The following is an 18,959-nucleotide window of genomic DNA, read 5'->3' as shown; positions in this document are numbered from 1 at the left end:
GATCGGACGGGACTGTGGATTTTCCGAATCCCCCAATCCCCTATTCCGGCTACACCGCATCCGACAACGACGTGAACGTGAAGTCGCGCACCTTCACCGCCGGCAGCATCATCGGGAACGCGAGGTCGAAGAAGAACACCGTGCGTTCCGGCGTGCCGATGTCCTCGATGTTGTTGAGCATGACGACGACCGATTCGTTGAAGCGGAAGTTCTTGACCGGATACTTGATCTCGCCGTTTTCGACGTAGAACGTGCCGTCGCGCGTGAGCCCGGTCAGCTGCATGGTCTGCGGATCGACCATGTTGACGTAGTGCGTGCGCGTGACGAGCAGGCCCTTGCGGGTCGACTTGACCAGCTCGGCGGTGGACTTGCCGCCGCCGGCCATGATCACGTTGCCGACGCCGCCGCCCGGCGGCTTGCCCTTCACGCCGGCCCAGTAGCGCGAATAGCGAAGCGAATCGACGCGGCCGCCGGTCACCACCGGTACGCGCCGGCGCGGCACGTCTTCCTCGTCCCACGGCAGCACCGGCGCGAGGGCGTCGCGCGGATCGGAGTGGATGGTCACGCGTTCGTCGAACAGCTTGTCGCCGAGCCGGTTGCCGCCGCCCTTCCTGGACAGGAAGCTGCGGCCCTCGTCGGCTTCGCGTGCGTCGAAGCCGCCGTTGAGCAGGAAGTACATGATCGGCATCATCGCCTGCGGCTCGAGGATCACCGTGTACTTGCCCGGCTCGAGCGCGCGCGCCTGGACCGACTCCTTCGCCTTGCGCGCGGCGATGGCGACGGCTTCGTTCGCGTCGAAGGTCGACACGTCCGCGGTGTTGCGCGCGACGTAGCCGGAGCCGCGCCCGTCGGCGGTGCGCACGGTGCAGGTGAAGTCGATCGTCGAGCGTTGCTGGTAGCCGAAGTTGCCCTGGCTGTTGGCCACCCCGGCGAACGCGTGCACGTCGGTGAAGAAGCCGGCGGCGACCAGCCCCTGCTTGCGGCAGTGGCCGATGCAGTCCGCCGCGACGCGGCTGCGGTACTCGGGCGTGACCGTGGCGCTCGCCGCGATCAGCGTCCGGCTCGGCTCGTAGGTCTGCCTCTCGATCGCCGGCACGAATTCCGGGTTCTCCGGCGCCAGCCGCGCCAGTTCCTCGGCACGCCGCACGGCCGCGGCCAGCGAGGCGTCGTCGAACTGGTTCACGGTCGAGGTGCCCACGCGCTTGCCGAACGCGACCTCGACCGCAAGCTCGGCGTCGAACACCGAGCCGCTGGTCGAGACCGCGTTGGCGGCGTAGCGGATGTTGCCGGTCCGCGAACCGCTCAGCCTCGCCACGCACTGGTCGGCCCTGGAATGGCCGATCGCCTTGTCGAGGATCGCCTTCGCCTGGCTTTCGCTGATCACGTCCACGGCGCCGTTCTCCGCTTCGATCCGGACAGCCTTCCGGCCGTCAGACCGCGTCCGACAGCGACGAGAACGTGAAGTCGCGGATCTTCATCGGCGGGATCATCATCACGAACGGCGATTCGTCGTCGCCCACGCGCACCGGCTTGCCGATCTCCTCGATGTTGTTGAGCATGATCGCCGGCGACTCGTTGAAGCGGAAGTTCTTGATCGGGTACTTGATCTCGCCGTTCTCGACGTAGAAGGTGCCGTCGCGCGTCAGGCCGGTGAGCAGCACGGTCTGCGGATCGACCATGCGGATGTACCAGGTGCGCGTGACGAGGATGCCCTTCTTGGTCGACTTGACCAGGTCCATCGTCGACTTGTCGCCGCCGACCATGATCAGGTTGCCGGGCTGGCCGACCGCCTTCTTGCCCTGCTTCTGCGCCCAGTAGCGCGAGTACTGCAGGTATTCGACCTTGCCCTTGGTGACGATCGGCGTGCGCTCGCGCGCCAGGCCGTCGCTGTCCCACGGCAGCACCGCGGCATTGGTGTCCCACGGATCGGCGTAGATCGTCACGCGGTCGTCGAACATCTTCTCGCCGACCTTGTTGCCGCCGCCCTTCTTGGACAGGAAGCTGCGGCCTTCGTCGGCGCGGCGCGCGTCGAAGCCGAACATCATGAACGAGATCAGGCCGGCGGTCGCGGCCGGTTCCATGATCACGGTGTATTTGCCCGGTTCCAGCGCCTTCGCGTCGACCGAGCCCTTGGCCTTCTGGATCGCCGTCTTGATCTCGGCCTTCGCGTCGAACTTCGACACGTCGGCGAGGTTGCGCGCGACCCAGCCCGAACCCTTGCCGTCCTCGGTGCGCACCGTGCAGGTGAAGTCCATGCCGCTGGACTTCTGGCAGCCGAAGTTGCCCTTGCTGTTGGCGATCGCCGAGAACGTCTGCGCGTCGCTGAAGAAGCCGGCCGCGACGAGCTTGTCCTTGCGGCACGGCTCGATGCAGTCGGCCGCCACCTGCGCGCGGTATTCGGGCGTGATCGCCGCGGTCTTGTCGAGGAAGGTGGTGCTCGACTTGTAAGCCTGCTTGTCGATCGCCGGCACGAATTCGGGATTCTCCGGCGCCAGCCGCGCCAGCTCCTCGGCGCGGCGCACCACCGCCTCGATCGACTTGTCGTCGAACGCGTTGATCGTCGCGGTGCCGACGCGCTTGCCGAACGCGACCTCGATGGCGAGGTCGGCGTCGCTGACGTAGCCGCTGGTCGACACGTTGTTCAACGCGTAGCGCACGTTGCCGCCGCTGGAGCCCGACAGCGTCGCGCTGCACTCGTCCGCCTTGGAGAACTTGATCGCCTTGTCGAGGATCGCGCGGGCCTGTTCTTCGGTATAGATGGTCATGTGTGATGCTCCGAATTCTTGGATTCCAGGAAGAGAGGGCTGAGAGCCAAGGGCCTAGGGCTGAAGGGCGAAAAGCGACATGCGACGCTTCCAGCCCTGGGCCCCCAGCCCTCAGCCCTGTTCTCAACCCAGGCTGCGCGCGGTGTTGATGACGTTGACGCCGTTGAAGCGCGCCGTGCTCGAACCGTGCGAGACGGCCGAGACCTGGCCGGGCTGGCCCTTGCCGTCGAAGAACGAGCCGCCGAGGCGGTAGTCGCTCTCGTCGCAGACGGCGACGCAGGAGTTCCAGAATTCCGGCGTGCGGATCTGGTAGGCGACGTCCTCGATCTGCTGCGTGACCTTGCCGTTCTTGATTTCGTAGAACAGCTGGCCGCCGAACTGCGCGTTGTAGCGCTGCTGGTCGATCGAGAACGAGCCGTCGCCGACGATGTAGATGCCGTTCTCGATGCCCTTGATCATCTCGGCCGGCGACAGCTTGTCCTTGCCCGATGCAAGCGAGACGTTGGCCATGCGCTGGAACTGCACGCTCGACCACGAGTCGGCGTAGCAGCAGCCCTGCGACTCCTTCAGGCCGAGGATGTGCGCCTGGTCGCGGATGACCTGGTAGTTGACCAGCACGCCGTCCTTGATCAGGTCCCACTTCTGCGTCTTCACGCCTTCGTCGTCGTAGCCGACCGCGCCGAGCGAGCCCGGCTGCACCTTGTCGGCGAAGATCGTGACCTTGTCGCTGCCGTACTTGAACTTGTCCTTGAGCTTGTCCAGCGTGGCGAAGCTGGTACCGGCGTAGTTCGCCTCGTAGCCAAGCACGCGGTCGAGTTCGAGCGGATGGCCGACCGACTCGTGGATCGTCAGCCAGGTGTGCGAGGGATCGAGCATCAGGTCGTACTTGCCCGGCTTGACCGACGGCGCGGTCAGCTTCTCCTTGGCCTGCTTCGCCGCGGCGATCGCGTCGGCCTTCATGTCGTAGGAGTCGCGGTAGACGACCGCGCCACCCGGCAGCTCGACCTTGTCCGCCGCCTTCGCGTCGAGGTACTCGAAGCCCATGCCGCGCGGCGCCGACAGGCCCGAGCGCGTACGGAACTTGCCGCTCTGCTGGTCGACCGCGGTCACCTGCATCGGTGCCCAGATGCGGTGCACGTCCTGGTCGATGTAGGAGCCGTCGGTGGAAGCGAAGTACTTCTGCTCGTTGACCAGGAACAGGGTCGAGTTGACGAAGCTGGCGCCGGCCTTCATCGCTTCGGCGTTGACGCCGAGCAGCAGGTCGACCTTGTCCTTGATCGGCACGGCCATCGAGTTCTTGACGATCGGCGTCTTCCAGGAGACCTCGCCGACACCCTTGACCGGCGCCAGCTGAACCGGCTCGGTGCGCAGGCGCGCGTTGGCCTTGGCGATCGCGACCGCCTGCGCCGCCGCCTTCGCCACCGCGTCGGCCGACAGGTCGCTGGTCGCGGCGAAGCCCCACGAACCCTTGGCGATCACGCGGATGCCGATGCCGGTGGACTCGGTGTTGACGACGTTCTGCACCTTGTCTTCGCGCGTGACCACGAACTGGCGCAGGTAGCGGCCGATGCGCACGTCGCAGTAGCTGGCGCCGCCGGACTTCGCCGCGTTCAGGGCGACGTCGGCGAGGCGCTTCTTGGTCGCGCCGTCGATCTGGCTGAGCAGTTCCTCGGCCGCGATCGCGCGTCCGTAGAATGCGGGAATCACCAGGCCGCCGAGGCTCACGCCGGTGATCTTGAGGAAATCGCGTCTGTCCATTCTCCCTCCGAGTGTGTTTTCGCGGGCCGAAGGCGCGCGACCGGTCGATGTTGTCGAAGCCCGCCGGCCAAGTCACGTGACAAAGGGCATGGTCGCGCCCGCCCCTCCGGGCGGGCGCGGGCGAGGCAGGAGCCGAGCGGCTGCGCGCCATGGATGGCTGCTTGTACCTGACTTCCGCGCCCCTCCGGGCGGGCGCGGGCGAGGCATGGATGCCGAGCGGCTGCGCTCCAGGGACGGTTGCTTGCGCCGAACTTCGCCGCCCCTCCGGGCGGGCGCGGGCGAGGCAGGAGCCGAGCGGCTGCGCGCCATGGATGGCTGCTTGTACCTGACTTCCGCGCCCCTCCGGGCGGGCGCGGGCGAGGCATGGATGCCGGGCGGCTGCGCTCCAGGGACGGTTGCTTGTGCCGAACTTCGCCGCCCCTCCGGGCGGACGCGGGCGAAGCATGGAGGCAGGTCGAGCATCCACTCCCCGCCCCCTGAAGTAGACTGCGCGCCCATGGAGATCTCCAAGACCTTCCACATCGAAGCCGCGCACCGCCTGCCGAACGTGCCGGAAGGGCACAAGTGCGCGCGCCTGCACGGGCATTCGTTCCGTGTCGAGGTGCACGTGCGTGGCCCGCTCGATCCGCAGCTCGGCTGGGTCATGGATTTCGCCGACATCAAGAGCGCGTTCGCGCCGCTGTTCGAGCAGCTCGACCACCGCTACCTCAACGAGGTGCCCGGCCTGGACAACCCGACCAGCGAGAATCTCGCGCGCTGGATCTGGGAACGACTGCAGCCGCGCCTGCCCCTGCTCGCGCGCATCGTCGTGCAGGAGACCTGCACCTCGACCTGCAGCTACGGCGGACCGGCGGACGCGTAGAGGCCGGTTCGCACCCTGGTGGCAACGCCATGTGCAGGTGCCGCATCGCCGGCGGACGGGAAATCCGTGGCCGATGTCGCGATTCCCGCCACGTTCACGCCAAAGTAACTGATTGGTAACCCGTTTCGCGCGAAGCTCCGGGCTGTCGGCGCGGCTTCCGACGAAACTTGTTGCAACGCAACAAAAGCGCTGCTAGGATGCTTGCCACATCCCCCATTCCTTCCGAGGCAACACCCATGTTCGAGCAGATCAATTCGCAGTCGCTGGCTCTGGGCAAGAGCTACGCCGATACCTTCGTCAAGGCTCAGGGTCTGGCCCTGGCCGGTTTCGAGCGCATCACCGAGCTGAACCTGAAGACCTTCGAGGAGCGCATCAAGGCCTCCGTCGATTTCTGGTCCGAAGCCGCCGAAGTGCGCGACCTCGACGGCGCCAAGGCGATCTGGCCGAAGGGCGTGCAGCTGGCCAAGGAAAACGCCGAGAAGTTCTACGCCAACACGCAGGAAGTCCTCGGCGTCTCGCTGAAGACCTCCGAGGCGATCGGCGCGCTGGCCAAGGGCTCGTTCGAGACCACCAACGAGACCATCACCAAGCAGGTCAATGCCGCCAAGAAGGCGACCGGCGCGCGCTGAGCCTCACCGCACAACGTCAGACCGCGCAGCCGCAACCCCCTCCCCCGCGGCTGCGCCGATTCCAGGCCGGGCTTTTTGCCCGGCCTTTTTTTATGGTTTGCTTTTGCGGTCGTCCTTGACCGCTGCTGCCTGAAGGCCAACGCGAGCCGCCACCGCCGGTTTCTTCGATGGGGTCCAACGCGGCCGTCCCTGGCCGCACTTTTCATCAAGAGCATTTCAGGCCGACGCTTTGCGGGCGGTCTGAGCGGGTATTTTTGCTGCGCCGCAGCGCATGCGGCGATTTGCCGCGAAGCTGTGCGAACGCGGAAACCGCATGGCGGCGCGGTTCGCGCGGCGCGGCCGGTTGCCTGCGTTGCAGCGGGGCTGCGGGCATTGATAAACTCGAAAGCCTTTTGGAGAGGTGGCCGCGCCGGGAGAGACGCGCGCCGCAGCCCCCTCTCCCGTCCGCGGGAACGTCACAGTGCGCAATTCCATCGCCCATGGCTGGCACATGGCGCTGCGCACGGCGCTCCTGCAGGTGGGTGCAAGCTTGGTGACCGCGCTGGCAGCGACGCCCTGGGGCTGGCGCGCCGGCGCAGCGGCGGCGATCGGAGGCCTGATCATCGCCGCGGGCAACGGGTTGTTCGCATTGCGATTGTTCGGCCGGGGCGTAGTCCCCGCCCGCAGTGCGCTGCGCTCCGCATACGCCGCGGAGGCGCTGAAGTGGTTCTGGCTGTGCGCGATGCTGTACCTCGCCATCGCCGTGTGGAAGCTGCCGTTTCCGGGCCTGATCGCCGGAATCCTGGCGGCGCAAGTCGCTTTTTGGATCGCCCTCATCGCAACCAGGTAGAACGATGGCCGCCGAGCAAGCCGAATCGGTCAACATGACCGGATACATCCAGCATCACCTGCATCACCTGCAGCTGAGCATCGGCGATGGTCCGTTCATGAAGATCAACCTCGACACGCTGTTCTTCACGGCGCTGACCAGCCTGATCTTCCTGTTCCTGTTCCTGCGCGTCTCGCGCAAGGCCACCGTCGGCGTGCCGGGCAAGCTGCAGTGCGCGATCGAGATGGTCGTGCTGTTCGTCGACGGCCTGGTCAAGGAAACCTTCCACGGCAACAGCAAGATCATCGCGCCGCTCGCGATCACGATCTTCTGCCTCGTGTTCCTGATGAATTTCATGGACATGATCCCGGTCGACTTCCTGCCCTGGCTGTGGGGCAGCGGCCACGCGCTGGCCGGCCACGATCCGGCGCACGCCTACCTGCGCGTGGTGCCGACCGCCGATTTCAACACCACGCTCGGCATGGCGCTGACCGTGTTCCTGCTGATCCAGTACGTCGGCATCAAGCACAAGGGCGTCGGCGGTTTCTTCAAGGAATGGTTCACCGCGCCGTTCGGCAAGTACGCCTTCCCCGCCAACCTGCTGCTGCGCGTGATCGAGGAATGCGTGCGCCCGGTCAGCCTGAGCCTGCGACTGTTCGGCAACATGTACGCCGGCGAGCTGATCTTCATCCTGATCGCGGTGATGACGCTCGGCGCGGGCCTGGCACACGTCTCCACGTACCTGCTCGGCTTCGGGCAGTTCATCGCCGGATTCGCATGGACCGCGTTCCACATCCTCGTCATCACGCTGCAGGCGTTCATCTTCATGACGCTGACGATCGTCTACCTCAGCATGGCGGCGGAGCATCACTAAAAGCTTTAAGAGCAGGCCGTCACAAGGGTTTCGTTGCTTGTGCGATCGTCCTTGATCGCGAAGGTCAAAAAGCGGCCATCCATGGCCGCACTGTTCGACTGACAGCAGTCTTTGTTGGAACGTTTCACCAGTTTTCTTTCACCTAGCCTAGAACTTCCGGAGAACACCATGGAAAACATCGCCCAGGTCGGCAATCTGCTTAGCATGACCGTCATCGCCGCCGGCCTCCTGATCGGCCTCGGCGCGCTCGGCACCGCGATCGGCTTCGCGCTGCTCGGCGGCAAGTTCATCGAAGGCGCTTCGCGTCAGCCGGAACTGACCCCGATGCTGCAGACCAAGATGTTCATCGTCGCCGGCCTGCTCGACGCGGTGCCGATCATCGGCGTCGCCATCGCCCTGCTGCTGCTGTTCGCCAACCCGCTGCTCGCCATCCTCGGCGTCAAGTAAGGCGACGACGAAACCGCAGTTGTGCGCGGCGGCCGCGATGCCGCCGCGATGCAGGAGCATTCCATGATTCCGAACATCACTCTGGTCATCCAGGGCTTCGCGTTCTTCGCGGTGGTCTGGCTCGTCATGAAATTCGGCTGGCCGCACATCATCGCGGCGATCGAAGACCGCCAGAACAAGATCGCCGAGGGACTGTCGCAGGCGGAGAAGGCGCGCAAGGAGCTCGCCGACGCCGACGCGCGCGTCGCCGAAGAGATCAAGAAGGCCCGCGCCGAAGCCGTCGCGATCGTCGACAAGGCGCACGTCCAGGCCGCGCAGATCGTCGACAAGGCCAAGCAGGATGCGATCGTCGAAGCCACCAAGCAGAAGGCGATCGCCGCGGCCGACATCGAGGCGCAGGCGCACAGGGCGCGCGAGGAACTGCGCGGCAAGGTGGCCGCCCTGGCGGTGGCCGGTGCCGAGAAGATCTTGAAGCGCGAGATCGACGCGAACGCGCACAAGGCGCTGATCGACCAGCTCGTCACCGAGATCTGACATGTCCAGCGCACTGACATTGGCACGCCCCTACGCGCGCGCCGCGTTCGAACTGGCGCGCTCGGCCAACACGCTCGGCGAATGGGCCGGCAAGCTCGCCTTCGCCGCGCAGGTCGCGGCCGATCCGCGCGTCGTCGCGCTGTTCGGCGACCCGCGCGTCGCGGCGAAGGACCTCGCCGCGCTCGTCACGCCCGAGGGCGAGGCCGCCGACTCGGCGTTCTCCGGCTTCGTGCGCGTGCTGGCCGACAACCGTCGCCTGCCGGTACTGCCGGAGATCGGCGCGCTGTTCGAAGAGCTCAAGCACGAGGCGGAGCGCGTGCTGAAGGTCAACCTGCGCTCGGCCACGCCGATCGACGCGACCGAAACCGCCAAGCTCAAGGAAGCGCTGAAGCGCCGCTTCGGCCGCGACATCGAGATCGAGCAGTCGATCGACGAAGGCATGCTCGGTGGCGTCGTGATCGACGCCGGCGAGGTGGTCATCGACGGCTCCGTACGCGGCCGGCTGGCGCGGCTGGAACAGGCGCTGGCGCATTGATTCCGGGCCCGCCGGCGCAGGACGCGCCGGCGGGTCTTCCGTTGCATCGACGTCGGAGGTCAAAAGTCCAAGATCAACCGCAGCGGCCGATGCCCTCCGTTTGATCTTCGACTTTTCACTTTCGACCCCTTGGACCCACGTCGCACTCTCACCGGTGCGCGAGCAGGAACCACGACCATGGCTACTACGATCAATCCGTCCGAAATCAGCGAACTCATCAAGAGTCGCATCGAGCAGTTCAAGCTGTCCGCCGAGGCGCGCAACGAAGGCACATTGACCTCCGTGTCGGACGGCATCGTGCGCGTGCACGGCCTCAACGACGTGATGTCGGGCGAAATGATCGAGCTGCCCGGCAACACGTTCGCGCTGGCGCTGAACCTCGAGCGCGACTCGGTCGGCGCGGTCGTGCTCGGCGACTACGAGCACCTGCGCGAGGGCGATACCGCCAAGACCACCGGCCGCATCCTCGAGGTGCCGGTCGGCCGCGAGCTGCTCGGCCGCGTCGTCGACGCGCTCGGCAACCCGATCGACGGCAAGGGCCCGATCAACGCGGCGCAGACCTCGCCGGTCGAGAAGGTCGCGCCGGGCGTGATCTGGCGCAAGTCCGTCGACCAGCCGGTGCAGACCGGCTACAAGTCGGTCGACTCGATGATCCCGATCGGCCGCGGCCAGCGCGAGCTGATCATCGGCGACCGCCAGACCGGCAAGACCGCTCTGGCCGTCGACGCGATCATCAACCAGAAGGGCTCCGGCATTAAGTGCATCTATGTCGCGATCGGCCAGAAGCAGTCGTCGATCGCCAACGTGGTACGCAAGCTGGAAGAGAACGACGCGCTGGCGCACACGATCATCGTCGCCGCCTCGGCCTCCGAATCGGCCGCGATGCAGTACCTCGCGCCGTACTCCGGCTGCGCGATGGGCGAGTTCTTCCGCGACAACGGCGAAGATGCGCTGATCATCTACGACGACCTCACCAAGCAGGCCTGGGCCTACCGCCAGATCTCGCTGCTGCTGCGCCGTCCGCCGGGTCGCGAAGCGTATCCGGGCGACGTGTTCTACCTGCACAGCCGCCTGCTCGAGCGCGCCGCACGCGTCAACGAGGAGTACGTCGAGAAGCACACCAACGGCGCCGTCAAGGGCAAGACCGGCTCGCTCACCGCGCTGCCGATCATCGAGACGCAGGCGGGCGACGTGTCCGCGTTCGTGCCGACCAACGTGATCTCGATCACCGACGGCCAGATCTTCCTCGAGACCGACCTGTTCAACGCCGGCATCCGCCCGGCCGTGAACGCCGGCGTCTCGGTGTCGCGCGTCGGCGGCGCGGCGCAGACCAAGATCGTCAAGAAGCTGTCCGGCGGCGTGAAGCTGGCGCTGGCGCAGTTCCGCGAGCTGGCCGCGTTCGCGCAGTTCGCCTCCGACCTGGACGCCGCCACGCGCGCCCAGCTGGAGCGCGGCCAGCGCGTGACCGAGCTGATGAAGCAGAAGCAGTACGCGCCGCTGTCGATCGCCGAGCTGGCGCTGTCGGTCTACGCCGCCGAGAAGGGCTACCTGGACGACCTGCCGCTGAACAAGGTGCTGGCGTTCGAGAGCGCGCTGCACGCGCACTTCCACAGCAACTACGGCGACCTGATGAAGAAGATCGTCGACAGCGGCGACTGGAACAACGACATCGAGGCCGCGTTCAAGAAGGGCCTGGAAGAGTTCAAGAAGACGGGAAGTTGGTGAGGGAAGCAGGGCTGAGGGCTAAGGGCAAGGGGCTGCAAGGCCCGCAACCACGACGCTCTTCCAGCCCTCAGCCCTAGGCCCTCAGCCCTCAACAAGAAACTGGAACCGCAATGGCTGGTGCACGCGAAATCCGCACGAAGATCAAGAGCGTCGCGAACACGCGCAAGGTGACGCGCGCGCTCGAAATGGTCTCGGCGTCGAAGATCCGCAAGGCGCAGGACCTGATGAAGGCCTCGCGCCCGTACGCGCGCCTGATGCGCCAGGTCATCGGCCACATCGCGCACGCGAACGTCGAGTTCAAGCATCCGTTCCTGGTCGAGCGCAGCGAGGTCAGGCGCGTCGGCTACATCGTCGTGTCGACCGACCGCGGCCTGTGCGGCGGCCTCAACACGAACCTGTTCCGCCGGCTGCTGACCGAGATCCGCGACTGGCAGAACAAGGGCGTGGAGGTCGACGTCGTCTGCATCGGCCAGAAGGCCACGCAGTTCTTCCGCCGCCTCAAGGTCAACATGGTCGGTTCGGTCACGCATCTGGGCGAGAAGCCGCAGATCGCCGAGCTGATCGGCGTGATCAAGGTGATGCTCGACGAGTACACCGCCGGTCGCGTCGACCGCCTGAACCTGGCCTACAACGACTTCGTCAACACGATGTCGCAGAAGCCGACGATCGACGTGCTGCTGCCGCTGCCGCCCTCGGACCAGCTGGCCAGCACGCACGCGTGGGACTACATCTACGAGCCGGACGCGGCGACCGTGCTGGAGCACGTGCTGACGCGCTACATCGAGTCGCTGGTCTACCAGGCCGTGCTCGAGAATCTCGCCAGCGAGCACGCCGCGCGCATGGTCGCGATGAAGAGCGCCTCGGACAACGCGACCAAGGCGATCGGTTCGCTGACCCTGGTCTACAACAAGGCCCGCCAGGCCGCGATCACGCAGGAAATCTCCGAGATCGTCGGCGGCGCGGCGGCCGTGTAGGAATGAAGGCGCGACGGCTCGCGCTGGTGTGCACGCTCGCGCTGGCAGGCGCGAGCCTCGCCGGTGCGACACGGGCCGCGGAAGGAAAGCTGTCGCGCGCCGACGTCGAAGGCGTCGTCGCCGCGATGGAGGAAGCCGCCAGGAACGGCGATGCGCGTACGGTGGCGTCGTACATGTCGGAGGACTGCGTCGTCACGACGAGCTTTCCCGGCAAGGACGGCGCCAAGAAGGTGACGAAGAAGGACAAGCGGCAGTACGTGGCGGACGAGATCGCCGGCGCCGGCAAGCGCAGCGATCGCGAGTACGAGACGGCCAAGCCGTCGGTCGAACTCGACGCTACGGGCAAGCTCGGCAGGGCCAGCTACAAGGTGCGGGAAACCTACACCGAAGCAGGCCGGCGCGTGCAGGTTGTCGCGTACGAGATCGCCACGGTGGAGCTGCGCGACGGCGCTCCGGCGGTCACCGCGATGGACGTCGACGCGGTCGCCATGACGATCGACGACCGCAGGATTTTCTGACCGCCCGCGCGCGGTCGACAACGAACATGCAGTTTCATTGAGGATCCACACATGAGCTCAGGCAAAGTCGTTCAGATCATCGGCGCCGTGGTCGACGTCGAATTCCCGCGCGAGTCCGTGCCGAAGGTGTACGACGCGCTGAAGGTCGAGGGCGCCGCCGCGCCGATCACGCTCGAAGTGCAGCAGCAGCTGGGCGACGGCGTCGTGCGCACCATCGCGCTCGGCTCCACCGACGGCCTGAAGCGCGGCCTGGTCGCCAACAACACCGGCGAAGGCATCAAGGTGCCGGTTGGCAAGGCCACGCTCGGCCGCATCATGGACGTGCTCGGCAATCCGATCGACGAAGCCGGCCCGATCGGCGAGCAGGACCGCTGGGTCATCCACCGCGGCGCACCGTCCTACGACGACCAGGCCGCGGCCAACGAGCTGCTGGAGACCGGCATCAAGGTCATCGACCTGGTCTGCCCGTTCGCCAAGGGCGGCAAGGTCGGCCTGTTCGGCGGCGCCGGCGTCGGCAAGACCGTCAACATGCTCGAGCTGATCAACAACATCGCGACCCAGCACTCGGGCCTGTCGGTGTTCGCCGGCGTGGGCGAGCGCACCCGCGAGGGCAACGACTTCTATCACGAGATGATCGACGCGGGCGTGGTCAAGCTCGACGACAAGACGCAGTCGAAGGTGGCGATGGTGTACGGCCAGATGAACGAGCCGCCGGGCAACCGCCTGCGCGTCGCGCTCACCGGCCTGACCATGGCCGAGTACTTCCGCGACGAGAAGGACGAGACCGGCAAGGGCAAGGACGTGCTGTTCTTCGTCGACAACATCTACCGCTACACGCTGGCCGGTACCGAAGTGTCGGCGCTGCTCGGCCGCATGCCGTCGGCGGTGGGCTACCAGCCGACGCTGGCCGAGGAAATGGGCGTGCTGCAGGAGCGCATCACCTCGACCAAGACCGGCTCGATCACCTCGATCCAGGCCGTGTACGTGCCGGCCGACGACTACACCGACCCGTCGCCGGCGACCACGTTCGCGCATCTGGACTCCACCGTGGCGCTGTCGCGCGACATCGCCTCGCTCGGCATCTATCCGGCGGTGGACCCGCTGGCTTCGACCAGCCGCCAGCTCGATCCGCTGGTGATCGGCACCGAGCACTACGAAGTCGCGCGCCGCGTGCAGGGCACGCTGCAGCGCTACAAGGAGCTCAAGGACATCATCGCCATCCTCGGCATGGACGAGCTCAGCGAAGACGACCGCAACACGGTCTACCGCGCGCGCAAGATCGAGCGCTTCTTCTCGCAGCCGTTCACGGTGGCGCAGGTGTTCACCGGCGCGCCGGGCAAGTACGTCACGCTGAAGGAGACCATCCGCGGCTTCAAGATGATCTGCGACGGCGAATGCGACCACCTGCCGGAGCAGGCGTTCTACATGGTCGGCGGCATCGACGAGGCGTTCGAGAAGGCCAAGGCGATGGAGAAGAAGGCCGCCTGACCGGAGCAGGGCCGAGGACGAAGGGCTGAGGGCTGAGATCGAAAGCCGTCAGTACCGCCCGCTCTCGGCCCTCAGCCCTCAGCCCTCAGCCCTCAGCCCTCAGCCCTCAGCCCTCAAAAGGCTTTCACGATCATGACTACTATTCACTGTGACATCGTCAGCGCCGAGGAAGAGATCTTCAGCGGCGAGGCGCAAATGGTCATCGCGACCGGCGAGATGGGCGAACTCGGCATCGCGCCGCGTCACGCGCCGCTGATCACGCGACTCAAGCCCGGACAGGTGCGCGTGCAGCTGGCCGGCGGCGAGGAGCAGTTCTTCTACGTCTCCGGCGGCATGCTCGAAGTGCAGCCGAACGTGGTGACCGTGCTCGCCGACACCGCGATCCGCGCCAAGGATCTGGACGAGTCCGCCGCGCGCAAGGCCAAGGACGAGGCGGAACGCGCCCTGTCCAACCGCACCGACGCGCTCGAAGTCGCCCAGGCGCAGGCCCAGCTGGCCCAGGCCCTGGCCCAGCTGCAGGCGCTGGAGAAGCTGCGCCAGTCGCTCAAGCACTGAGCGGCGCGCCATCCCGATCGACGAACGCCGGCGCGATGCCGGCGTTTTCGTTTGCGCACCGCTAACGCGCGCCTCACACCGCCGGCACAGCGCCGTGGCACCATCGCCGCGCCTTCCGCTGCTGCGCCGCTGCATGTTCCGACGTTTCCTCGCCGCGCTCCTCTGCGCGGCCTGCCCTCCGCTCCTCGCCCAGAACGCGATCGGCTTCGGCCCGCTCGACGCCTACGGCACGCTGCAGGCCGGCGGCGTGGTCGCCAGCGTCAGCGGCGATGCGAACCGCAACGCCAGCGCGCGCCTGGAATGGCGGATGCAGGGCGAATCCTCGTTCCGCGCCGGCCATCCGCTGGCGCGCGTCGACGCGACGCACTTCGTCGGCAGCCTGTTCCAGCTGGCGCCGGGACGCACCTACGAGGTGCGCGTCACCCTCGCCGATCCCGACGGCACCGGCGCGACGCCGACGCGCACGGGCACCTTCGCCACGCGCGCGGAAGCCGGCGCGTTCGCGCCGCTGCGCACGCTGTACGTGGCGCCGAACGGCTCCGACGCGAACGACGGCACCGCTCCGGCGCGGGCGGTGAAGACGGTCCAGCGCGCCGCCGATCTCGCGCGCGCGGGCGACCTCGTCTCGATCGCCGCCGGCGTCTACCGCGAAAGCGTGCGCGTGCCGGTTTCCGGCACGGCGGCGCAGCCGATCGTGTTCCGCGGCGCCGCCGGTGCGGTGCTCGACGGCGCCGACGCGGCGATCGCCGCCGGCGCCGCCTGGAACGACGCCGGCAGCGGCGTCTGGTCGCGCGCGACCGGCTTCGCCACCGCGCACGTGGTCAGCGACCAGGGGCGCCTGTTCCGCTACGCGAGCCTGGCCGAACTGCGCACGCTGGCGGCCGGCGCACCCGGCGGTTTCTTCTTCGACGGCACCACGCTGTGGCTGAAGTTCGCCGACGGCTCGCGCCCGGCGCAGCGGCAGATCCACGTCGCGCGGCTCAACGAGGGCTTCAACCTCGCCGGCCTGAATCACGTGCGCGTGGAGAACCTGGAGATCCGCCACTACGGCGCGGATACCTACGGCAAGGGCGTCTACCTGCGCTACAGCAGCGACTGCAGCGTCGCCGGCAACCGCATCCACGACATCGGCTCCGCCGGCGTGTGGATCAAGGGCGGCGAGCGCAACCTGGTCGAACACAACGAGATCGCCGACACCTCGATCGCGAACTGGCCGTGGGGCCTGACCAAGGGCGGCAGCGCGGAGAACAACGCGGTGGCGTTCACCGACGATGTCGGCCGCGGCAACGTGATCCGCCGCAACACCTTCCACGGCACCTTCAACGGCATCGGCTCGTGCGGCAGCGCGCCGCCGCCGAACGGCTTCAGCAACGAGACCGACATCTACGAGAACACCTTCGCCGACCACGCCGACGACGCCACCGAAACCGAGGGCTACTGCGCCAACGTGCGCCTGTGGGGCAACCGCATCCGCGATTCGCTGATGGCGTTCGCGATCGCACCGGCCGGCACCGGACCGGTGTGGATCGTGCGCAACGTCGCCTACGACATCGGCAATACGCGCTCGGCCCTCGTCGACGGCCAGTCCGCCAGCGGCATCAAGATCAACAGCGGCTATTCGACGCCGGTCGGGCCGACCTTCGTCTACCACAACACCTTCCTAACCACGGCGCCGGCCACCGACGCGATCTGGCTGATGTCGCCCGGATACAGCAGCGGCATGGTCAGCCGCAACAACATCTACGCCGGCACCGATCGCGCCTTCGTCAAGGACAATCCGATCGCGCTCGACCTCGACTACGACGCGCTCGACGCCGGTGGCCAGACCCTGGTCTGGTGGCAGGGCACGCGCTACGCGAACCTCGCCGCACTGCAGGCCGGCACCGCCCAGGAACTGCACGGCATCGAAGCGGCGCCGGCGCTGGCCGCTCCGGCGGACGGCGACTTCACGCCGATGCAATCCAGCGCACTGATCGACCGCGGCCTCGCCCTGCCCGGCATCAACGACGGCTACGGCGGCGCCGCGCCCGACATCGGCGCGGTCGAGCGCAACGATCCGGTCTTCAGCGACGGCTTCGACTGAGCCCGCCCCGCGCCGGATAGGCGTCGGCGGTCGCTACTGCGCGCCGAGCGGTTCGCTGGCGACCGTCAGGCTTCCCTGTGCCGACAGGCTGGCCGACACGCGGAAGGGCTGGTCCGGCTCGTAGCGCACCGAGAAGAAGCGCAGCTGCGTCGAGTCGCCTGCCTGCTCCAGCTCGGGCTCGTGGAACTGCGCGCCGCGTTTTTCGATCTCGCCGACGTCGTGGGCTTCCTTGCGCGATTTCACCACCTTGCCGGTGGCCTTGCCGCTGAATCGCACGACGATCTCGGCCCACCAGTCCGCCGGCGCGCCCGTTCCGCACAACCGCAAGATGTCCGCCGCTGCGGCCACGTCGCCGCGCCCCGGGATGCCGGCGACGACGCGGCCATCGGGCAGCTGCGCCAGCTCGACGGTGGGACCGTCCATGCGCCGCCGGTGCACGGCGTTGTAGAACCGGCAGCCGCCGCGGTCGAGTGCGGGCTTGCCGAGTATCTCCACGTCCTGCGCCTGCCAGCCCGCCGCACCGGCGGCGGCGGCGGCGAGCGTGTCGTTCGCGTCTTTCGAATCCATGTGCGCTCCTTTTTCGGCCCGAGCATAGGAGCCGGCACAAAGAACCGCCACCATCAGCGCCGCAACCAGCCTGGCGGCCGAATGTCTCATTCGTTGGTGAGATTGCCCGGAGGCACCGGCGCCGGACCGGTGGGATCGGCGTAGTCCGACACCGGCAGGTCGAGCTGATCCTGGATGAACTGCTTCAGCTCGTCGTGGCTCGCGCCGGCCGGGACCGGCTTGCCGGTGATCAGCGACAGCTCCTCGGCGAACTTGCGTGCCTCGGTCGGGCTGGAGTCGATCGCGGCCTGGCTTCTCGCGCTGTAGGCGCCGTTGATCTGGTTGCGCCAGCGGCCCATCGCGTCCTCGTTGGTCGGCGGGTGGCCGAACTCGGCCTTGAAGCCGGTGTAGAAGGCGCGGTATTCCTGCTCGAGGTAGTTGTAGGTGTTCTCCACCTTGTCGCCGTTGACGTTGTGGTTGACCTCGTGCGCGATCGTGTGCAGCACGACGTGGCGCGAGTTGTAGGTCTCGGTCAGCGGATCGTTGCCGGCGTTGACCATGTTCGAGTTGAACGTGATATTGGTGCCGTCGGCGGTGCCGTACAGGCCGCCGCCGCTGTTGAGGTCGCCGTCGAAGCTCGCATCCCAGGCGAACACGTACTTCGAGCTCGGGTCGAGCACGCGGTTGAGCGTGTTCTTGTTGACCTCCGGATCGCCGGCGTCGTTCTGCGACATGAACGCGATCGACTTCAGCGTGCGCTGCTTGTCGGCCAGGTCGAAGTCGCCGAACCAGTCCTTCTGGATCAGGCGCTCGATGTTGGCCACCGAGCGCGAGTCGGGGTAGTTCTTCACCTGGCTCAGCACCGCGGTCTTCTCGTCCGCCGACAGCGCGGCGAACTTCGGATCCTCGATCAGCTTCTTGACGTTCTCGGCGACCTTCACGTCGTCGGGCTTGCGGTTCGTCACCGCGTCGCGGATCAGCGCCTGGTCCGAGGCCGGCAGCGCCTTGAACTCCGGCGTCTCCACCAGCGCAATCTCCGTCAGCGCCGCCGTGCGCTGCTCGGCGCTCATGCCCTTGAAGCGATCGCCGTCGAGCAGTTCGCGCAGCTTCGTGTTGGTCGCCAGATCGCCGCCGCTGTCGCGCACCGCCTCGGCCACCAGCCGCTTGTCGCTGCCCGACAGCGCCTGGAACTGCGGCAGCTTCGACAGCTCGCTGACCGCGCCCACTTCCTGCTCGGTGAAGCCTTGCAGCGTCTGGTGCAGGTCCTTGCTGCCGTCCGGCGCCGCCAGCAGCAGGTTCAGCGTGTCCTTCAGCTCCTGCGGCACGCCCGGATCGGCCAGCGCCGCGACGATGTCGTCGTTGCTGATGTTGCCGTCCTGGCCGCCGCGCCCGGCCGCCGTGTCGAGCAGTTCGTCGTAGTACGAACCCGACTCCAGCGTCTTCTGCGCCGCCGTCACGTCCTCGCGGCTGATGGTGCCGTCGACCTTGCCGCCGAAGATCAGGAACCCCTTGTCCGCGCTGACGTCCAGGAACGCCCGGCTGGCTTCGCTGTCGAGCAGGAAGCGCGCCGCGTCCTGCTGCTCCGCCGAGAACTTGCCGTTCTCGTTGCGCGAGACCGTTTCCAGGTCCTCGCGGCTGATCTTGCCGTCGGCCTTGGCGCTGTCGCCCTGCCGGGCCGTGTCGAAGGTCGTGAAATCGCGATCGACTACACCGGTAGCGGATTTGATGTCCATGTCGGGCTTCCATTGACGGGTACGCGCGCCACTGTAGGCCGACACGCAACCGTCCGCTGCTAGGGATAACCCCAGCAAGTTCGCGTTCCTGAACGAAAAACGGCATCGCCCGAACCGCCGCGGAC

Annotated in this window: 18 protein-coding genes; 13 read left to right on the top strand and 5 right to left on the bottom strand. The window is 67.1% G+C overall.

The features are described from left to right. Positions 1 to 49: 49 nt before the first annotated feature. From ACFO6Q_RS05450 to ACFO6Q_RS05440, 3 genes are all read right to left on the bottom strand, one after another. Positions 50 to 1,390, bottom strand: a complete 1,341-nt coding sequence (locus ACFO6Q_RS05450) for a TldD/PmbA family protein (RefSeq protein WP_380019551.1) — start codon at positions 1,388 to 1,390, stop codon at positions 50 to 52. Between the two features lie 40 nt (positions 1,391 to 1,430). Continuing rightward, positions 1,431 to 2,765, bottom strand: coding sequence for a TldD/PmbA family protein (locus tag ACFO6Q_RS05445; protein WP_380019550.1), 1,335 nt, complete (start codon positions 2,763 to 2,765; stop codon positions 1,431 to 1,433). A 123-nt stretch (positions 2,766 to 2,888) separates the two neighbouring features. Then, a complete protein-coding gene (locus ACFO6Q_RS05440; RefSeq protein WP_380019549.1) occupies positions 2,889 to 4,523 on the bottom strand; it encodes a TldD/PmbA family protein in 1,635 nt (544 codons plus the stop codon). A gap of 496 nt (positions 4,524 to 5,019) precedes the next feature. On the opposite strand from ACFO6Q_RS05440, the gene queD reads away from it, so the two are divergent. The 13 genes from queD (at position 5,020) to ACFO6Q_RS05375 (ending at position 16,555) form a co-directional block, all read left to right on the top strand. Then, on the top strand, positions 5,020 to 5,385 hold the full coding sequence (gene queD / locus ACFO6Q_RS05435) for a 6-carboxytetrahydropterin synthase QueD (protein WP_380019548.1): 366 nt from the start codon (positions 5,020 to 5,022) through the stop codon (positions 5,383 to 5,385). Positions 5,386 to 5,621: 236 nt separating this feature from the next. Further along, positions 5,622 to 6,014 carry a phasin family protein gene (locus tag ACFO6Q_RS05430; protein WP_380019547.1) on the top strand — a complete coding sequence of 131 codons (393 nt, stop codon included), beginning with the start codon at positions 5,622 to 5,624 and terminating at the stop codon, positions 6,012 to 6,014. Positions 6,015 to 6,474: 460 nt separating this feature from the next. Then, on the top strand, positions 6,475 to 6,843 hold the full coding sequence (locus ACFO6Q_RS05425; protein ID WP_380019546.1) for an ATP synthase subunit I: 369 nt from the start codon (positions 6,475 to 6,477) through the stop codon (positions 6,841 to 6,843). 4 nt (positions 6,844 to 6,847) lie between these two features. Further along, on the top strand, positions 6,848 to 7,696 hold the full coding sequence (gene atpB, locus ACFO6Q_RS05420) for a F0F1 ATP synthase subunit A (RefSeq protein ID WP_380019545.1): 849 nt from the start codon (positions 6,848 to 6,850) through the stop codon (positions 7,694 to 7,696). A gap of 168 nt (positions 7,697 to 7,864) precedes the next feature. Continuing rightward, positions 7,865 to 8,143 carry a F0F1 ATP synthase subunit C gene (gene atpE, locus ACFO6Q_RS05415; RefSeq protein WP_380019544.1) on the top strand — a complete coding sequence of 93 codons (279 nt, stop codon included), beginning with the start codon at positions 7,865 to 7,867 and terminating at the stop codon, positions 8,141 to 8,143. 63 nt (positions 8,144 to 8,206) lie between these two features. Continuing rightward, positions 8,207 to 8,677, top strand: a complete 471-nt coding sequence (locus ACFO6Q_RS05410) for a F0F1 ATP synthase subunit B (protein ID WP_380019543.1) — start codon at positions 8,207 to 8,209, stop codon at positions 8,675 to 8,677. 1 nt (position 8,678) lies between these two features. Then, positions 8,679 to 9,212, top strand: coding sequence for a F0F1 ATP synthase subunit delta (locus tag ACFO6Q_RS05405; RefSeq protein WP_380019542.1), 534 nt, complete (start codon positions 8,679 to 8,681; stop codon positions 9,210 to 9,212). A gap of 177 nt (positions 9,213 to 9,389) precedes the next feature. Continuing rightward, on the top strand, positions 9,390 to 10,937 hold the full coding sequence (gene atpA, locus ACFO6Q_RS05400; protein WP_380019541.1) for a F0F1 ATP synthase subunit alpha: 1,548 nt from the start codon (positions 9,390 to 9,392) through the stop codon (positions 10,935 to 10,937). Between the two features lie 110 nt (positions 10,938 to 11,047). After that, positions 11,048 to 11,911 carry a F0F1 ATP synthase subunit gamma gene (gene atpG / locus ACFO6Q_RS05395; RefSeq protein WP_380019540.1) on the top strand — a complete coding sequence of 288 codons (864 nt, stop codon included), beginning with the start codon at positions 11,048 to 11,050 and terminating at the stop codon, positions 11,909 to 11,911. Between the two features lie 2 nt (positions 11,912 to 11,913). Continuing rightward, a complete protein-coding gene (locus ACFO6Q_RS05390; RefSeq protein ID WP_380019539.1) occupies positions 11,914 to 12,429 on the top strand; it encodes a hypothetical protein in 516 nt (171 codons plus the stop codon). Positions 12,430 to 12,480: 51 nt separating this feature from the next. Then, entirely contained in the window at positions 12,481 to 13,917 is a 1,437-nt protein-coding gene (gene atpD, locus ACFO6Q_RS05385; protein WP_380019538.1) for a F0F1 ATP synthase subunit beta, read from the top strand. Positions 13,918 to 14,049: 132 nt separating this feature from the next. Further along, positions 14,050 to 14,472 (top strand): F0F1 ATP synthase subunit epsilon, encoded by a 423-nt coding sequence (locus ACFO6Q_RS05380; protein WP_380019537.1) that lies wholly within the window; start codon positions 14,050 to 14,052, stop codon positions 14,470 to 14,472. 133 nt (positions 14,473 to 14,605) lie between these two features. Continuing rightward, the gene (locus tag ACFO6Q_RS05375; RefSeq protein ID WP_380019536.1) at positions 14,606 to 16,555 is read left to right on the top strand and encodes a right-handed parallel beta-helix repeat-containing protein; all 1,950 of its coding nucleotides are present in this window, start codon (positions 14,606 to 14,608) and stop codon (positions 16,553 to 16,555) included. Between the two features lie 33 nt (positions 16,556 to 16,588). Here the strand turns inward: ACFO6Q_RS05375 and ACFO6Q_RS05370 are convergent, their stop codons facing one another. Both ACFO6Q_RS05370 and ACFO6Q_RS05365 read right to left on the bottom strand, forming a co-directional pair. After that, positions 16,589 to 17,122, bottom strand: a complete 534-nt coding sequence (locus ACFO6Q_RS05370; protein ID WP_380019535.1) for a hypothetical protein — start codon at positions 17,120 to 17,122, stop codon at positions 16,589 to 16,591. Positions 17,123 to 17,208: 86 nt separating this feature from the next. Next, positions 17,209 to 18,834, bottom strand: a complete 1,626-nt coding sequence (locus ACFO6Q_RS05365) for a hypothetical protein (protein WP_380019534.1) — start codon at positions 18,832 to 18,834, stop codon at positions 17,209 to 17,211. Between the last annotated feature and the right edge of the window lie 125 nt (positions 18,835 to 18,959).

The sequence above is a fragment of the Dokdonella ginsengisoli genome (assembly GCF_042652785.1).
Classification (GTDB): Bacteria; Pseudomonadota; Gammaproteobacteria; order Xanthomonadales; family Rhodanobacteraceae; genus Dokdonella_A; species Dokdonella_A ginsengisoli.
The sequence above is the reverse complement of the archived record's forward strand: the minus strand, read 5'-3'. Positions and strand labels throughout refer to the sequence as shown.

Bases quoted from the DNA above. Each gene is read 5' to 3' on its own strand.
- ACFO6Q_RS05380 (WP_380019537.1), top strand. From the start codon at position 14,050: ATGACTACTATTCACTGTGACATCGTCAGCGCCGAGGAAGAGATCTTC.
- atpG (WP_380019540.1), top strand. From the start codon at position 11,048: ATGGCTGGTGCACGCGAAATCCGCACGAAGATCAAGAGCGTCGCGAAC.
- ACFO6Q_RS05375 (WP_380019536.1), top strand. From the start codon at position 14,606: ATGTTCCGACGTTTCCTCGCCGCGCTCCTCTGCGCGGCCTGCCCTCCG.
- ACFO6Q_RS05445 (WP_380019550.1), bottom strand. From the start codon at position 2,765: ATGACCATCTATACCGAAGAACAGGCCCGCGCGATCCTCGACAAGGCG.
- atpB (WP_380019545.1), top strand. From the start codon at position 6,848: ATGGCCGCCGAGCAAGCCGAATCGGTCAACATGACCGGATACATCCAG.
- atpD (WP_380019538.1), top strand. From the start codon at position 12,481: ATGAGCTCAGGCAAAGTCGTTCAGATCATCGGCGCCGTGGTCGACGTC.
- queD (WP_380019548.1), top strand. From the start codon at position 5,020: ATGGAGATCTCCAAGACCTTCCACATCGAAGCCGCGCACCGCCTGCCG.
- ACFO6Q_RS05405 (WP_380019542.1), top strand. From the start codon at position 8,679: ATGTCCAGCGCACTGACATTGGCACGCCCCTACGCGCGCGCCGCGTTC.
- atpE (WP_380019544.1), top strand. From the start codon at position 7,865: ATGGAAAACATCGCCCAGGTCGGCAATCTGCTTAGCATGACCGTCATC.
- ACFO6Q_RS05410 (WP_380019543.1), top strand. From the start codon at position 8,207: ATGATTCCGAACATCACTCTGGTCATCCAGGGCTTCGCGTTCTTCGCG.
- ACFO6Q_RS05430 (WP_380019547.1), top strand. From the start codon at position 5,622: ATGTTCGAGCAGATCAATTCGCAGTCGCTGGCTCTGGGCAAGAGCTAC.
- ACFO6Q_RS05440 (WP_380019549.1), bottom strand. From the start codon at position 4,523: ATGGACAGACGCGATTTCCTCAAGATCACCGGCGTGAGCCTCGGCGGC.
- ACFO6Q_RS05390 (WP_380019539.1), top strand. From the start codon at position 11,914: ATGAAGGCGCGACGGCTCGCGCTGGTGTGCACGCTCGCGCTGGCAGGC.
- ACFO6Q_RS05370 (WP_380019535.1), bottom strand. From the start codon at position 17,122: ATGGATTCGAAAGACGCGAACGACACGCTCGCCGCCGCCGCCGCCGGT.
- ACFO6Q_RS05365 (WP_380019534.1), bottom strand. From the start codon at position 18,834: ATGGACATCAAATCCGCTACCGGTGTAGTCGATCGCGATTTCACGACC.
- atpA (WP_380019541.1), top strand. From the start codon at position 9,390: ATGGCTACTACGATCAATCCGTCCGAAATCAGCGAACTCATCAAGAGT.